This is a genomic window from Pseudomonas sp. BO3-4 (assembly GCF_034044115.1).
In the GTDB taxonomy this organism is placed as follows: domain Bacteria; phylum Pseudomonadota; class Gammaproteobacteria; order Pseudomonadales; family Pseudomonadaceae; genus Aquipseudomonas; species Aquipseudomonas alloputida.
In genome coordinates this window covers 3,316,365-3,331,214 of record NZ_CP139018.1, presented here as the reverse complement: position 1 = coordinate 3,331,214, position 14,850 = coordinate 3,316,365, and the positions used below count along the sequence as shown (strand labels likewise).

The window sequence follows — 14,850 nt, the reverse complement described above, 5'->3', positions numbered from 1 at the left end:
TCAGCGGTTGGACTTGATCTTGCTCCAGGAGCGGGTCATGACGCGCATGATTTTTGGGCTCGGGGTGCTAGAGATGTACAGCTTGTCCAGCACCTCCTGGGGTGGGTAGATCTCGGGGTTGTTCACCAGCGATGCATCCATGTAGGCCTTGGCGTCCGGGTTGGCGTTGGCATAGCCGACCGTGGCGCTGACCTTGGCGATCACTTTGGGGTCGAGCAGGTAGTTAATGAACGCCAGGGCCTGCTCGGGGTTGTTGGCGTCCTTGGGGATGGCCAGCAGGTCGAACCACAGGTTGCTGCCTTCCTTGGGAATGCTGTAGGCGACCTTCACGCCGTTTTTCGCCTCTACGGCGCGGTTGGCGGCCTGGAACACGTCGCCGGAGTAGCCGAACGCTACGCAGACATCGCCGTTCGCGAGGTCAGAGACGTACTTGGAGGAGTGGAAGTAGGTGATATAGGGGCGCAGTTCGAGCAGGCGGGCCTCGGCCTTGGCGTAGTCGCCCGGTTTTTCGCTGCGCGGGTCCATGCCCAGGTAGTTGAGCACGGCCGGGAACAGTTCGTCGGGCGAGTCCATGAATGCCACGCCGCACTGCTTGAGCTTTTTCAGGTTCTCGGGCTCGAACAGCACCGCCCATGAGTCGATATGGTCCACACCCAGTGCCGCCTTGACCTTGTCGACGTTGTAGCCGATGCCATTGGTGCCCCACAGGTAAGGCACGGCGTACTGGTTGCCGGGGTCGTTCTTTTCAAGTTGCTTGAGCAGTTTGGGGTCCAGGTGCTGCCAGTTCGGCAGCTTGCTGCGGTCCAGCGGCAGGAAGGCGCCGGCCTGGGCCTGGCGGGCGAGGAAGTGGTTGGACGGTACCACCACGTCATAACCCGTGCGCCCGGCCAACAGCTTGCCTTCAAGGGTTTCGTTGGAGTCGAACACGTCATAGACCACCTTGATTCCGCTGCTGGCCTGGAAGTCGGCCAGGGTGGTGTCACCGATGTAGTCGGTCCAGTTGTACACACTGACCGTGGGCGCGGCCTGGGTGGTGGTGGCGAACAGCAGGGTGAATGCAGCGGGGATCAGGGCTTGCAGATGACGCATGGGAACACCTCGTTGGTCTTGTTCTTGGAGTTCAGAGCAGGCTTGCCTGTGCATGGGGTGCAAAGCACCCCTCGCGGTGGATCAGACACTCAGCATCAGGAATTCACGCTCCCATGAGCTGATGACGCGCTTGTAGTTCTCGTGCTCGGCGCGCTTGACCGCCACGTAGCCCTGGACGAACTGCTTGCCCAGGTACTGCTGCACGGTTTCGCAGTCTTCCATGTGCTGCAGCGCATCTTCGATGGTGATCGGCAGGCGCAGGTTGCGGCGTTCATAGGCGCGGCCCTGCACCGGTGCGCTAGGGTCGATCTGCTCAACCATGCCCAGGTAGCCGCACAGCAGGCTGGCAGCGATGGCCAGGTACGGGTTGGCATCGGCGCCCGGCAGGCGGTTTTCCACCCGCATCGCCTCAGGGCTGGAGGTGGGCACGCGCAGGCCGGCCGTGCGGTTTTCTTCGCCCCACTCGACGTTGACCGGCGCCGAGGTATCCGGCAGGAAGCGGCGGAACGAGTTGACGTTGGGCGCGAACATCGGCAGCAGCTTGGGGATGTACTTCTGCAAGCCGCCGATGTGATGCAGGAACAGCGGGCTCATGCTGCCGTCTTCGTTGGCGAAGATCGGTTTGCCAGTGGCGATGTCGACCACGCTCTGGTGCAGGTGCATGGCACTGCCTGGTTCATCGGTGATCGGCTTGGCCATGAACGTGGCGGCCACGTTGTGCTTGAGCGCGGCCTCGCGCATGGTGCGCTTGAACACGGTGATCTGGTCGGCCAGGTCCAGCGCGTCGCCGTGACGGAAGTTGATTTCCATCTGCGCCGGGCCGTCTTCGTGGATCAGCGTATCCAGGTCCAGGCCCTGGATCTCGCACCAGTCGTAGACGTCCTCGAACAGGGGGTCGAATTCGTTGGCGGCGTCGATCGAGAACGACTGACGGCCACTTTCAGCACGGCCGGAACGCCCCAGTGGTACCTGCAGTGGCAAATCCGGGTCTTCGCAGCGCTTCGTCAGGTAGAACTCCATCTCGGGCGCGACAATAGGCTGCCAGCCCTTGTCGGCGTACAGCTTGAGCACCTTCTTCAGCACGTTGCGTGGCGAAAGCTCGATAGGGTTGCCTTGCTTGTCGAAGGTGTCATGGATCACGATCGCGGTTGGCTCGATCGCCCACGGGATCTGGTAAACGGCGGTGGGATCGGGGCGGCAGACCATGTCGATGTCGGCGGCGTCGAGCAGGTTGTAATAGATGTCATCGTCGACGTAGTCGCCGGTGACCGTCTGCAGCAGCACGCTTTCTGGCAGGCGCATGCCTCGCTCATGGAGGAACTTGGCGGTGGGCGCAATCTTGCCGCGGGCGATGCCGGTCAAGTCGCTGATCACGCATTCGACTTCGGTGATCCGGTGTTCTTTCAGCCAGGTGGACAGCTGATCGAAGGGGGCGTTCATACAGACCTCTTGGTTGGGTTTTAGTGGGGGAGCGTGGGCGCTTGCGAAAACCGTTGAACAGTTGCGAAGGCGTTACGCTTCCCAGGTGACGCGCTGCAGACTATCTTGGGCGCAGCCCCCCGGGGCAATCTATCCACTTTCTTCAGTATCGAATGCACCAAAAGAGTGCATACAGGACGATGTGTGACAACCGCCAATGCGTTGAAGGTCCAGGCTTTCCACACCACTGACGTCACCGAGCAAGTGCGCGCCACCCCTGGCTGGCAGCAGCAGTACCGGCAGATGTCGCCCGGGTACTTCAGCGGTGAGCTGCGTTGTCTGGGGCTGGAGGGTGTGGAGGTGTACGAAGAGCGCCTGAACACCCGGGTGGAGCAGTTTTTCCGCGCGCCAAGCGGCTCGCTGGCGTTTTGCTTCGACCGCAGCGAGAACAGCCTGTACCTGCTGAACGAACAAAGTCGCAATATCTGGATCACACCGGAGAACTACCACGAAGTGGCGGTCGTGTTCGACCAGGCGTTCCTGGCCCGCCATGGGCTAGACCCGCAGCGTCTGGAAGGGTTGTTCATGGTGCCATTGGGCAGCGGCCAGAATGCGTTGTTCGGCAGCTGGCTCAGCGCCACCTTGACCCGGCTGGGCGAGGAGGGTTGCCCGTTGCAGGGGCAGGCCCTGGCTGAGCAGTTGCTGGAGGACTGCCTGTTCATTCTTGACAACGCCAGCCAGCGTTTACAGGGCGTGGCCCTGGGGCGGCGGGACGAGGAAAGGGCGATCATGCACCGGGTCAGCGAATGGGCGGCCGACTGCCCGGAAGAAACGCTGAACCTGGTGGGGCTGGCGGAGGTTGCCGGGGTTTCATTGCGTCAGTTGCAGCAGGCGTTCAAGGCGTTTACCGGCATGCCGCCGGCGCACTGGCTGCGCCTGCGCCGGCTCAACGGTGCGCGGCGTGATTTGTTGCGCGGTGGCGGCGTGACCGTGGCCGAGGTGGCGATGCGTTGGTCGTTCTGGCATTTAGGAAGGTTTTCAGAGAGTTACCGGCAGTTGTTCAAGGAGTTTCCCAGTGAAACATTGAAGCGCTGCAGGGTTTGAGGTGGAGGCGGGGCTGCCGGCCTCTTCGCGGGCTCGCCCGCTCCCACAGCGCCAGCATGGTTTCGTGAATCGCACGTAGCCTGGCGTCCAGGCAAGTCCGCGAAGAAGCCAGCCCAGGCAACACTGAGCCCAGCATTCCACGCCGAAAGTTGCTATCGTGCCGCCCTGATTTCACCCGAGGTGCCGATGTTCTACCTGCCTTTGCCCAGCGACCAGGCCGACCGCCTCGCCAGCGCCGCCGTAACCGAGTTCTTCACCACCGCCAGTGTGCTCGATGCCGCTGCCGTACTGTTCGTGCAAAACCTGCCACGCCAGCCTGCCACCGCGTCGGCCGACGCGCAGGAGCGTCGTTTCGCCGAAATCGTGCGCATCGCAAACGAAGTCGAAGGTGTCGCCCCCGGGCGCTTCCAGGCCCAGGTAGCGCAGCAATTCGATCGCGAAGCGTTCGCCATGGGCCTGGGCATGCTGGGCGAAAATGGCATTGCACTGCTGTCGGCCGAAGTGGAGTACCAGGCGGACGAATGGCTGGACGACGAAGGCCAGTGGAACTTCCAGTTCGCCGACCGCTACCGCCAACGGGCCACGCCGCTGCACCCAGTGTACCTGCCGTCGCTGGCCAGTGACTTGATGCTCAGCGACCAGCAGAACCGCCTGCTGCGTGAATTCCTCAGTGGCGTAGACGAGTCGGTGGCTGTGCAAGGTTTCGCCGGCACCGGCAAGACCTTCCTGATTCACCAGTTCGCCCGGCTGCTGGAGCCACAGCGCACCTTGCTGCTGGCCTTGACCGAAGGGCAGTTGCGCGCGCTGCAGGCGCGGGTCAAGGACGCTGCCGCCTATACCGCGCTGACCTTCGGCCAACTGGCTGACGAGCTGCTCAACCGTGACCTCACCAGCAACGGCTGGCGATTGCGCGATCCATACCGCACCAAGCTGTCCTGGCGCCCCCAGGAAGCGCAAGTGGTGCGCTGGCTGGCCATCCCTGATATCGGCCCGCTCGCAGCGCGTGACGTGGTTGCCTTGTGCATCCGCGCCGTGCGCACGTTCTGCCACAGTGCCGATACCCAGCTTCAGCTGCATCACTTGCCCTGGGCCGGGCCTGGCACCTCGCCGCTGGATCAGGAGGTGCTGCTGGAAAAGGCGCGTCTGTACTGGCAAGAGCTGATTCGCCCGTCGGCGCGGGACATCCAGCTACCGGTGCGTGACTACCACCGGGTCAAGCTGCTGTCGCTGACCGAGCATGTGATCGACAGCCGTTACACCCATGTCATCGTCGACGAGGCCCACGAGCTGTCGGCACCGATGCTGGCGGTACTCGATCGCAGTCCGCAGTCGATCATTACCCTGGGTGACGAACTGCAGAACCTCAACGGCCTCAGCCCGCACCATGGCAGCTTCATCCGGCAACGCTGCATCGACCATTCACTGCGCGCCGGGCCGGCAATGGACAATGTGCTCAACCCGCTGATCCAGGCGCACCCGGCCACGATCCAGGCGGCCTTCAGTGGCAACGCCGAGCACTACACCCGGGTCAGTTTCTTCGATACGGTGATGGTGCCGGAACAGCCCACGGCGCTTATCGTCGATGATGAATGGGGCCTGTTTGGCTGGTTCCAGCGCCTGACGCATCAGGGGGTGCCGTTCTTGTTGCTGAAAAGCGCTCGCAAGGACTTTGAACTGTTCGTCGAGGACTGCATCGAGCTGTACCGCTACGGCACCCGGCCGCGCCACCCGATGCTGTTCCGCTATGCCAGCTGGCAGGCGCTGGAACAGGACAAGGGCGATGACAAAGCGTTCGTCGCCGTGGCCAATATGCTGCGCAAGGGCTACACGCCGGAGCACTTTGCCAAGGCCAAGAGCCGTTACCGCTGGGACAAGGCGCCGAAGCTGTTTCTGGGGCGAGTACGGGATGTGAAGAACATGGAGTTTGCCCGGGTGATGGTGTCGCCGGAGCTGATGGTGGCGCCACAGGTGGCGGGTAACCGCAATGAGCGGGCGCGTATGCTGGCGGGGTTATATACCGCCTGTTCGCGGGCGCGGCATGAACTGATCGTGCCGGGGGGGATGCTGGACTGGGTCAAGGACCAGGTTCGGGATTGACGCAGCTGGGGCTGCAAAGCAGCCCCAGGGTCATGAATCAGTTACGGTCCAGCCACACGGTCTGGGCATTGGTGAACTCGCGCACACCAAAGTGCGACAGCTCACGGCCGAAACCGCTCTTCTTCACACCACCAAACGCCACGCGGGGGTCGGAAGCGCAGTAGCCGTTGATGAACACGCCGCCGGTATCCAGTGCGGCGGTCATGCGTTCGGCCAGCGCATAGTCGGCTGTGTAGATGGTCGAGGCCAGGCCAAACTCGCTGTCGTTGGCCAGTTCCACGGCATGGTCGGCATCGCGTGCAGTGATGATCGCCGCTACCGGGCCGAACAGCTCCTGCTTGAACGCGGTCATGTCCGGGGTGACATTGGCGAACACGGTCGGCGCGTAGAAGTTGGCCACGCCTTCGACCTTGTTGCCGCCCAGCAGCAACGTGGCGCCTTCGGCCAACGTCGCCTGAACCTGGCCGTCCAACTCGTCGCGCAGGTCATAGCGGGCCATCGGGCCGATATAGGTGTCGTCCTCCAGCGGGTTGCCGACTTTCAACTGGCGAGTGGCTTCAACGAACTTGTGGGTGAACGCATCGACGATGCTGGCTTCCACGATCAGGCGCTTGGCGGCGGCGCACACCTGGCCGGTGTTCTGGTATCGGCCTATCACCGCGGCCTGGACGGCAGCATCCAGGTCGGCATCGGCCAGTACGATGAAGGGATCGGAGCCACCTAGCTCCAACACGCACTTCTTCAGCGCGGCACCGGCCTGTGCACCAATCGCCATGCCGGCACGCACGCTGCCGGTCAGGGTCACGGCGGCGATGCGCGGATCGTCGATGGCGCGGGTGACGCCATCCGGGGTCACGTTCAACACTTCGAACACGCCTTCCGGCAGGCCGGCATCCTTGAACAGCTCACCCATCAGGTAGGCGCTGCCCATTACGTTCGGTGCGTGCTTGAGCACGTAGGTGTTACCCGCCAGAATCGCCGGCACGGCGCCGCGCAGCACCTGCCAGACCGGGAAGTTCCACGGCATCACGGCCAGGATCGGGCCCAGCGGGCGGTATTCGATACGGGCTTTTTCGACCTGGGTCGGCTCGGCGGCGAGCATGGCCGGGCCGTGCTCGGCGTACCAGCGGCACAGGCCAACGCATTTGGCGACTTCACCACGGGCCTGGGCGATCGGCTTGCCAATTTCACGGCTGATCATGTGCGCGAAAGCTTCAGCCTTGGCTTCGAGGGTACCGGCCAGGGCCAGCAGGTACTCGCTGCGCTGACCCAGCGACACCTGGCGCCACTGGCGATAGCCAACCTTGGCACGTTGCAGCGCCGCTTCCAGTGCGGCGTCGGTGTCGAACGGGTAGGCGCCAATCTGCTCGCCGCTGTACGGGTCGAGGGAGATGGCGTGGGTCAGGCTGCTGATCGCGCTCATGGCGGGACACTCTCGTTGTTGTTAATCAATGAGGCCAGACTAGTGGGCTATGGCTTTAATGAAAACTGAATAATAATGAGCGAAACATTCACGTTTGGAGAATGCCTGTGGACCTGGTGCAACTGGAGATCTTCAAGGCCGTGGCAGAGCAGGGCAGCATCAGCGCCGCCGCGCAGCACATCCATCGGGTGCCGTCGAACCTGACCACGCGCATCAAGCAACTGGAGGAGGACTTGGGTGTAGAACTGTTCATTCGGGAGAAGAGCCGCCTGCGCCTGTCGCCTGCGGGTTGGAACTTCCTCGAATACACCCGGCGCATCCTCGACCTGGTCCATGAGGCGCGGCTGACCGTGGCGGGTGAAGACCCGCAGGGCACCTTTGCCCTCGGATCGCTGGAAAGCACGGCGGCGGTGCGCATCCCGGCGCTGCTGGCCGCCTACAACCAACGCTACCCCAAGGTTGACCTTGACCTGTCCACCGGGCCCTCCGGGACCATGCTCGAAGGCGTGCTGTCTGGCCGCCTGGTGGCCGCGTTCGTCGACGGCCCGGTGCTGCACCCGACGCTGGAGGGCATACCGGTGTTCGAGGAAGAGATGATGGTCATTGCGCCGCTCAACCATACACCGGTGACCCGCGCCCAGGACGTGAACGGTGAAAGCATCTACGCCTTCCGCGCCAACTGTTCATACCGCCATCACTTCGAGAACTGGTTCGTGCAGGACCAGGCGGTACCGGGCAAGATCCACGAAATGGAGTCGTACCACGGCATGTTGGCCTGCGTCAGTGCGGGTGCCGGCCTGGCCATGCTGCCGCGCAGCATGCTCGACAATATGCCCGGGTGCAGCACCGTCAGCGCCTGGCCAATGTCGGAGGACTTCCGCTATCTGAAAACCTGGCTGGTATGGCGACGGGGGACGGTCTCGCGCAGTTTGAGCATGTTCGTGAAGTTGCTTGAAGAAGGCCGCGCAAGCTGATGTTTTCACTCGATAACCTGATTATCTGAAGTGACTTTCATCTCCATGACCAGGCATCAGCACGAACACCCCTTCGCTGGGAGGATCAAATGCTAGGTAAGCCATCCTCGAAAGGAGGGTCGTACCATGCGTAACCATCACTATGCGCTCGGCGCAGCCTTACTGATCACCCTGGCCCTGCCATGGACCCTGGCCGCCGCCGCCGACCTCAATGCCCCCATCGACATGCAGGCCGTGCAGTTGCAACCGCAGGAGCAGAATGGCGTGCGCTACCTGCAGGGCGGTATCGGCCAGGACGAGGCCAATGCCCTGCGCAAGACCACGGGTTATGACCTGCACGTAGAGCTTTCGACCGGCCCGGAAGGCAAGTTCCAGAGCGGGGCCACCGTCGATATCCAGACTGCCCAGGGCCAGCCCGTGATCAGCGTCAGCGATGCCGGGCCACTGCTGTATGTGCAGCTGCCTCCCGGCAAATACAAGGTCATTGGCAATGCCCAAGGTCAGGCGGTGCAGCAGTGGGCGGCCGTCACGGGCAAGGCCCCCACGACCGTTAGCCTTAACTGGCGTTGATGAAGAGACAGGCAGGAGTACGGATGTGCTCCTGCCTGGGGTAAGGTCACGCCTCGCGAATGCCTGTGCCCGGCAAGCACATCTTTACCGAGTGTTTTAGCCAATAGTGGCAATATACTTCCAACTTTCTGATTATCTGGACAATAATCAGAAAAGTATTACTCGTATGACCGGTCTGGATGCACCGGTCAGCGCAAAACATCGAGGGGCCCAAGCCCCCGCTTGCCGTGTAGACCATCAGGAGAGTCGTTGATGAAAACCCGTCTAGCCGCTTCGCTGGCCGTTGCAGTGCTGGCCTTTGCCGGGGCCGATCTGGTTCAGGCTGCGCAGATATCAGGCGCCGTGGGCGCCACTGGCCAAGGTGACATGACGTACCGTATCGGCCTGTCGTTCGACTGGGACAAGACATGGCTGGAAAGCAGCACCGGCCATGTGAGCGGTTACTGGGATGCGGCCTACACCTATTGGGAAGGTGGCGATGCCAGTGGTGCGCACTCGCTGTCGTTCAGCCCGGTGTTCACGTATGAGTTCAGCGGCTTTACCTACACGCCTTACATCGAGGCAGGTATTGGCCTGGCAGCGTTTTCAAAGACCGACGTGGGCGACCAGCGACTGGGGTCGGCGGTCAACTTTGAAGACCGTATCGGCTTTGGCCTGAAGTTGCCGGGAGAACAGAAGGTAGGCATCCGTGCCATGCACTACTCCAACGCCGGGATAAAGCAGCCAAACGACGGCATAGAGTCGTACTCGCTGTTCTATAGCACAGCGTTCTGACATGACGGGGCCGCGGCGCGGCCCCGGCAATTCAGAAGGTATAGGAAACGCCGGCCTGCACCGTGCGCGGTGCGCCGGGGTATACGTAGCTGTTGAACGCCCCCTCGTCATACCCCTTGTTGAACACGTTTTTCACGTCCAGATTCAATCGCACGTGTTCGTTGACCTTGTAGAACGTCAGCAGGTCAACCACGGTGTACTGGTCCATGTTGTAGGTGACCGCCTCGGTCTGGCCATTGCGGTCATCCACATACTTCACCCCAAGTCCTAGCCCAACACCTTTGGCAAAACCGTCCTGGAACTCATATGTGTTGAGCAGGCTGAAGCTGTTGCGCGGGATGTTGGCCAGTCGCGTTCCCGTCGGCAGGCGGTTGTCCTTGGTAACTTCGGCATCGACATAGGCGTAGCCACCGATTACTCGCCACTCAGGCGTGATATTACCGGCGATGTTGATATCCAGCCCGCGGCTGCGCACTTCCCCGGCGGCCAAGCTGTAGTTGGTATTCACCGGGTCGCGCGTCAGGACGTTCTCCTTGACGATGTGGTAGATCGCCGCGTCGACACTCAACTGGCGGTCGAGTGACTCCCATTTCACACCCAGCTCGTAGGACTTGCCCTTTTCCGGGTCGAAACCACCGCCACTGGCCGGCGTGCCCGTATTGGGTTTGAACGAACGTGCGGTGTTGGCGTAGACCGCCAGGGTATCGGTCAGGTCATAGATCAAGCCAAGGCGGGGTGTGACGCCGTTTTCGCCCTTGCTGAAATCGCCGGCATTGTTCAGCTTGTTGTCATAGTCATGCTCGAAACGCTCGAAGCGCACGCCTGCCAATGCCTTCAAACGCTCGGTCAGGGCCACTTGGTCCTGAATGAAGAACGCCCACGTCTGCAGGTTTTCCTTGTCCCAAGTGGTGGTGCGGTTCAGGGCCGGACGCGGCTGGCCCAGTACCGGGTTGTAGATGTCGATCGGGTAGGCTGCCGAGGAACGCTGGATGATCGAGTTGTAGTCGTAGTTCTCGTATTCGACCCCGGTCAACAAGGTATGGCTGAAATTGCCGGTGTCAAAATGCCCGGTCAGGTTCAGCTGCCAGTCGCGGTCGGTCCACTCCAGCTTGCGGTAGTTGAAGTTGCGCTGCAGCGTGCGTCCATCTGCCGGTGCGCCGTCGGCTTCGACAGCGTTGCCCTTGAGCGAGCCATCGAGGACCTGGAACCCGCCAGCCAGCGACCAGTTGTCATTGAGCAGGTGCTCGAAACGCACCTGGGCCATGTTGTTGTCATTGTGCAGCAGGTTGTCGCTGCCTTTTTCCCAGATATAGGTATCGCGCGAGGCGCTGCCGGTCTGGGTGGGGTAGCGGGTCAGGCCGCGATCGAGGGGGTGGTTGTTGCGCATGAAATCGCCTTCGAAGGTGATCTTCGTGGCGTCATTGACCTGCCAGCTGATGACCGGAGCGACATCGTAGCGCTCGCTTTCGACATCGTCGCGGAAGCTGTCGCCGCCTTCACCCAGTACGTTCAGGCGGTAGGCCAGCGAGCCGTCCTGGCTCAGCGGCCCGGTGGCATCGAGGGTGGCACGGTGCATACCCTGGTCATCGAACTGGCTGCCAAGGGTGACCTTGGACTCGGGCAACGGCTGCTTGCTGACCACGTTGAACGTACCGCCGGGGTCGCCACGGCCGTACAGGCTGCTGGCCGGGCCACGGATGACCTCCAGGCGCTCGACGGTGTTGGCATCCGGAGCATTGGGGTAGCCGCGGTTGATCGGAAAGCCGTTGCGATAGAACTCTCCGGTCGTGAAGCCACGCACGGTGAACGTTGTCAGCCCCTGGCCGCCGAAGTTGTTGGCGCGGCCGACACCCCCGGCGTAGTCCAGGCCGTCCTGCAGGCGCGTGGCGCCCGTGTCTACCAGCACATCCTTGGGCACCACGCTGACCGATTGCGGGGTTTCGTGCAGCGCCGTGTCGGTGCGGGTGGCACTGGCCGAGCGGGTGGCCTTGTAGCCATCGACCGGGCCGTCGGCGCGTTCACCGTCGGCAGTACTGGTGATGCTCAGGGCCTGGAGTTCGATCGGGTTAGGGTCGCTGAGCGGTTCAGGCTCGGCAAAGGCCAGCGGGGAGACAGCATGAAGCACACAAAGCGAAACGAACGTGCGGCGCATCGACAGTACGGTCCTTGAATAGGGCGCTGAGGGGCTGGGTCGGGAAACGCCGCGAACATACTACGAATCATTATCAAATGCATTAATTTTGAGTGGCACTGGTGTACCAGATACCAGCGACGATAAAGCGTCAGTGACAACAGTGCCTGCAGGGCACTGCGAAGGGGCCGACAGGTTAGAAGCTGCTCTGTGGGTGCAAGTGCCTCTTCGCAGTACAAGGTTATTCCTGCCTGGCCCCTGGGCAGGCTGCTGAAGCTCAGCGAACAGCCTTGATCGCCAGCACATTGCACAGCGGGTGTTCCAGCACATGCGCCGTTGTCCCGCCCAGGAATGTCTGCATGGCGTCATGCCGGTGGCTGCCCATGACGATCACGTCCACCCGGTTGTGGCCGACGAACTGGGCAATGGCCCTGATCGCGGCCCCTTCGAGGAAGTGCCGGCGCTCCAGCGGGATCTGGTGATGGTCGCCCAGGCGGTTGAACGCCGCCCGCTGCGCGGTTCGCACACTGCTGTCGAAGCCGGGCATGGTGACCGTACCGGCGCCGAAGTCGGCGATGTGGGTCTTGGCCGCGTCGCACACATGCAGCAGGTGCAGTTCGGCGTTGCACTGCAGGGCCAGGTCATGGGCGCACTGGATGACCTGCTCGTCCAGGTGTTCGCCAGCGCCGTGGCTGTTCAGGTCCACCGCGGCGGCGATCTGCCGTGGCAGGGGCAGGCGAATGTCGCTGACCAGGTGCACGGCGACCGGGCTGTCCTTGAGCAACTGCCAGTCCAGCGGCGTGACCAGCAGGCGTTTGAGTACGGGCTCGTGCTGTACGTCCTTGACCAACAGATCGCAGCCCAGCCGTTCGACCCGTTCCAGTACGCTGCCCAGCGGGTCGCGGGTCAACAACAGCTCGGTGGACACGTCCACACCGGCATCGCTCAGCTGTTCGGCCTCATCCGCCAGCCACTGGCGGTTGTCGCTGAGCAGCCGCTCACGCTCACGACCATCGCTCATCAAGCCAAAGGTGTCGACGTCGTCGACGAACACATTGATATCCAGCAGGGCACCGCTGGACTCTGCCAACGCCGCCGCGCGTTGCAGCGCAGGCGTATGACGCATTTGCGGGCCGAGCATGACGAACAGACGTTTGAACTGGCTCATCGCACACCTCCACGTGTGGCAGCCCCCCGGTAACCTGATCATGTTCAGTCTAGACTGCCGCAGCGTACACCGGGGCGATGTGTCGGGTATGATGCGTGCCCCATCATTGTCACGAGGCCCGTCCCATGTCCCTGAGTGCTGAACAGATCGTTGCGTATCGCGCCTTTGCCGAGCAATTGGCCGATGCTGCCGCTGCAGCGATCGCGCCGTACTTCCGCGCCAGCCTGGATGTCGAGGACAAGGGCGGGCGTCTGTATGACCCGGTGACCGTGGCCGACAAGGCCGCTGAAGACGCCATGCGTGAGTTGATCCAGGCACGTTACCCCGAACATGGCATTCTTGGCGAAGAGGCCGGTGTTGCAGTGGGCAGCAGCCCGTTGACGTGGGTGCTGGACCCGATCGATGGCACCCGCGCCTTCATTACCGGCTTGCCGCTGTGGGGCACCTTGATTGCCCTGAATGACGGCACCCGCCCGGTGCTGGGCGTGATGAACCAGCCGTTCACCGGCGAACGTTTCGTGGGTACCCCGGCAGGCGCCTGGCGCAGTGGCACGCCCCTGAAGACGCGTGCCTGCGTTGACCTGTCTGCCGCCACGCTGATGTGCACCACGCCGGACATGTTCGACACCGCCGAGCGCAAGGCGGCATTCGAAGCGGTCGCCGGCAAGGCGCGATTGATGCGGTACGGCGGTGATTGCTATGCCTACTGCATGCTGGCCTCGGGCTTTGTCGACGTGATTGTCGAAGCGAGCCTTCAGCCGTATGACGTACAGGCACTGATGCCGATCATCGAAGGGGCGGGTGGCGTGATCACGGCGTGGGATGGCAGTTCGGCGCAGGATGGCGGGTGCGTGGTGGCCTGTGGTGACCCTGCGCTGCATGCGCAGGTGCTGGAGATGCTGCGCCACGCCATGTGATCCGGGCTCGTCGGCCCTGGCCTCTTCGCGGGCGAGTCCCTTTTTGGGGGAGCGGGTTCACCCGCGAAGAGGCCGCCACAGGTTTGCATTCTCTCCAGCCACCGCACTTTTTCCCATTTTCGGGCTCTATGCTTGGCCAGGCCGCGCTGACTCCCAGCGCAGCCGCCGAATATCGACCCGGTGCCGATGGTTGCAAGCTACCCGAATTTCCTCCCCCGCCTGCTTCTGACAAGTGCCCTGGCATGCCTGTGCGCCTGTACGCAGCAGCAGGGCCGTGACATGGTCAACCAGCTCGGCAACGGTAAACCCAGCGAGCTGTTCCAGACCAGCGTCGACCGCCTGGCCACGCTGTCGATGCGCGACAACCTGCAAAGCCTGTACCTGCTGATGAACAAGCTGTACCTGCGCAACCCCAGCCAGTGGAAGATGTCTGGTTACCTGGACGCCGCCACTGCCGAGCGACAGATCCGCATTGCCATCGAACAGCGCCGGCCGCTGCCACAACTGGGCAACCGCCGTGACCTTGCAGCCTTGAGCTACGCCCTGAGCCCCGAGTTTCGCGGGGACCGGGTCGGCGCCTTCATCTACGCCATTGGCAGCATGCTGATCACCGCGCATGGCGGGCGTACCGAGTTCTACATGACCGATACCATCGACCCCCTGTTCGTCAACAACGCCGCGCGCAATATCGAGAAGGCAACATGGATGCTCAGCCAGCGGCAAGATGCCAATGGGGTGTTGCTGCTGTTCTCGAACGAGATCTCGGAGGAGGGCAGCAACCTGAGTTTTGCCGTTGAGTTTGGCAAGATCGTCGCGCGGCTGGACTTGCTGGCCGAGTTGCTGGATGAACGTTATCGGCGCATAGGCTTGAATTACGCGCAGAGCCTGTTGCTGATGAACTTCCTGCCGGTGCAGTGAATGACGGTCGTTGCAGGAGCGCTTGTTCCGCCGTCACGTGCAGGCCACGCGAGTACCGGAAGATACTGTTCGATAAACGAACACGCATGACGCCTGACCTGTCCGCTATCCGCCCAGCCAATCCCATCGTTGCATTGCCCAACCCCCGCCTTTTTGCTGTAGTGTCCCCTATCCGCCGGCTGTCGCCTGCCCCTGCGACGCGCTGCCAGCCCGATAGAATGACCGTGATGACCGCAACCACAGCCCACAAGGCGGTAGGGCGCGGC

The 14,850-nt window shown here is 62.5% G+C and carries 12 protein-coding genes; 7 read left to right on the top strand and 5 right to left on the bottom strand.

The features are described from left to right. The gene (locus REH59_RS15515) at positions 1 to 1,089 is read right to left on the bottom strand and encodes a polyamine ABC transporter substrate-binding protein (RefSeq protein ID WP_014859590.1); all 1,089 of its coding nucleotides are present in this window, start codon (positions 1,087 to 1,089) and stop codon (positions 1 to 3) included. An 81-nt stretch (positions 1,090 to 1,170) separates the two neighbouring features. Beyond that, positions 1,171 to 2,529: a glutamine synthetase family protein gene (locus REH59_RS15510; protein ID WP_004374294.1), complete on the bottom strand. Its 1,359-nt coding sequence runs from the start codon at positions 2,527 to 2,529 to the stop codon at positions 1,171 to 1,173. A 183-nt stretch (positions 2,530 to 2,712) separates the two neighbouring features. Here REH59_RS15510 and REH59_RS15505 point away from each other — a divergent pair, with 183 nt between their 5' ends. Further along, entirely contained in the window at positions 2,713 to 3,612 is a 900-nt protein-coding gene (locus REH59_RS15505) for a helix-turn-helix domain-containing protein (RefSeq protein WP_014859589.1), read from the top strand. A gap of 186 nt (positions 3,613 to 3,798) precedes the next feature. Further along, entirely contained in the window at positions 3,799 to 5,709 is a 1,911-nt protein-coding gene (locus REH59_RS15500) for an AAA family ATPase (RefSeq protein ID WP_004576279.1), read from the top strand. 37 nt (positions 5,710 to 5,746) lie between these two features. Here the strand turns inward: REH59_RS15500 and REH59_RS15495 are convergent, their stop codons facing one another. Continuing rightward, complete coding sequence (locus tag REH59_RS15495) at positions 5,747 to 7,132, bottom strand: aldehyde dehydrogenase family protein (protein WP_320450319.1); 1,386 nt, start codon at positions 7,130 to 7,132, stop codon at positions 5,747 to 5,749. Between the two features lie 107 nt (positions 7,133 to 7,239). On the opposite strand from REH59_RS15495, the gene ptrR reads away from it, so the two are divergent. The 3 genes from ptrR (at position 7,240) to REH59_RS15480 (ending at position 9,450) form a co-directional block, all read left to right on the top strand. Continuing rightward, positions 7,240 to 8,106 (top strand): putrescine utilization regulator PtrR, encoded by an 867-nt coding sequence (gene ptrR, locus REH59_RS15490; RefSeq protein WP_004374302.1) that lies wholly within the window; start codon positions 7,240 to 7,242, stop codon positions 8,104 to 8,106. Between the two features lie 126 nt (positions 8,107 to 8,232). Then, a complete protein-coding gene (locus REH59_RS15485) occupies positions 8,233 to 8,676 on the top strand; it encodes a hypothetical protein (RefSeq protein WP_014859588.1) in 444 nt (147 codons plus the stop codon). A 252-nt stretch (positions 8,677 to 8,928) separates the two neighbouring features. Continuing rightward, complete coding sequence (locus REH59_RS15480) at positions 8,929 to 9,450, top strand: acyloxyacyl hydrolase (RefSeq protein ID WP_014859587.1); 522 nt, start codon at positions 8,929 to 8,931, stop codon at positions 9,448 to 9,450. A gap of 31 nt (positions 9,451 to 9,481) precedes the next feature. Here the strand turns inward: REH59_RS15480 and REH59_RS15475 are convergent, their stop codons facing one another. Further along, a complete protein-coding gene (locus tag REH59_RS15475; RefSeq protein ID WP_320450318.1) occupies positions 9,482 to 11,602 on the bottom strand; it encodes a TonB-dependent siderophore receptor in 2,121 nt (706 codons plus the stop codon). Positions 11,603 to 11,858: 256 nt separating this feature from the next. Beyond that, positions 11,859 to 12,749: a universal stress protein gene (locus tag REH59_RS15470; RefSeq protein WP_004374313.1), complete on the bottom strand. Its 891-nt coding sequence runs from the start codon at positions 12,747 to 12,749 to the stop codon at positions 11,859 to 11,861. 125 nt (positions 12,750 to 12,874) lie between these two features. Between REH59_RS15470 and hisN the strand changes: the two genes are divergently transcribed. Together hisN and REH59_RS15460 are read left to right on the top strand one after the other, a co-directional pair. Beyond that, positions 12,875 to 13,666 carry a histidinol-phosphatase gene (gene hisN, locus REH59_RS15465; protein ID WP_014859585.1) on the top strand — a complete coding sequence of 264 codons (792 nt, stop codon included), beginning with the start codon at positions 12,875 to 12,877 and terminating at the stop codon, positions 13,664 to 13,666. Between the two features lie 186 nt (positions 13,667 to 13,852). Beyond that, positions 13,853 to 14,584 carry a hypothetical protein gene (locus tag REH59_RS15460; RefSeq protein ID WP_012052361.1) on the top strand — a complete coding sequence of 244 codons (732 nt, stop codon included), beginning with the start codon at positions 13,853 to 13,855 and terminating at the stop codon, positions 14,582 to 14,584. The last annotated feature ends 266 nt before the right edge of the window (positions 14,585 to 14,850 follow it).

What these genes read in the sequence shown, in the direction of transcription:
- REH59_RS15480 (WP_014859587.1), top strand. Translation starts at nt 8,929, where the DNA reads ATGAAAACCCGTCTAGCCGCTTCGCTGGCCGTTGCAGTGCTGGCCTTT.
- hisN (WP_014859585.1), top strand. Translation starts at nt 12,875, where the DNA reads ATGTCCCTGAGTGCTGAACAGATCGTTGCGTATCGCGCCTTTGCCGAG.
- REH59_RS15460 (WP_012052361.1), top strand. Translation starts at nt 13,853, where the DNA reads ATGGTTGCAAGCTACCCGAATTTCCTCCCCCGCCTGCTTCTGACAAGT.
- REH59_RS15485 (WP_014859588.1), top strand. Translation starts at nt 8,233, where the DNA reads ATGCGTAACCATCACTATGCGCTCGGCGCAGCCTTACTGATCACCCTG.
- REH59_RS15515 (WP_014859590.1), bottom strand. Translation starts at nt 1,089, where the DNA reads ATGCGTCATCTGCAAGCCCTGATCCCCGCTGCATTCACCCTGCTGTTC.
- REH59_RS15495 (WP_320450319.1), bottom strand. Translation starts at nt 7,132, where the DNA reads ATGAGCGCGATCAGCAGCCTGACCCACGCCATCTCCCTCGACCCGTAC.
- REH59_RS15500 (WP_004576279.1), top strand. Translation starts at nt 3,799, where the DNA reads ATGTTCTACCTGCCTTTGCCCAGCGACCAGGCCGACCGCCTCGCCAGC.
- REH59_RS15470 (WP_004374313.1), bottom strand. Translation starts at nt 12,749, where the DNA reads ATGAGCCAGTTCAAACGTCTGTTCGTCATGCTCGGCCCGCAAATGCGT.
- REH59_RS15475 (WP_320450318.1), bottom strand. Translation starts at nt 11,602, where the DNA reads ATGCGCCGCACGTTCGTTTCGCTTTGTGTGCTTCATGCTGTCTCCCCG.
- REH59_RS15510 (WP_004374294.1), bottom strand. Translation starts at nt 2,529, where the DNA reads ATGAACGCCCCCTTCGATCAGCTGTCCACCTGGCTGAAAGAACACCGG.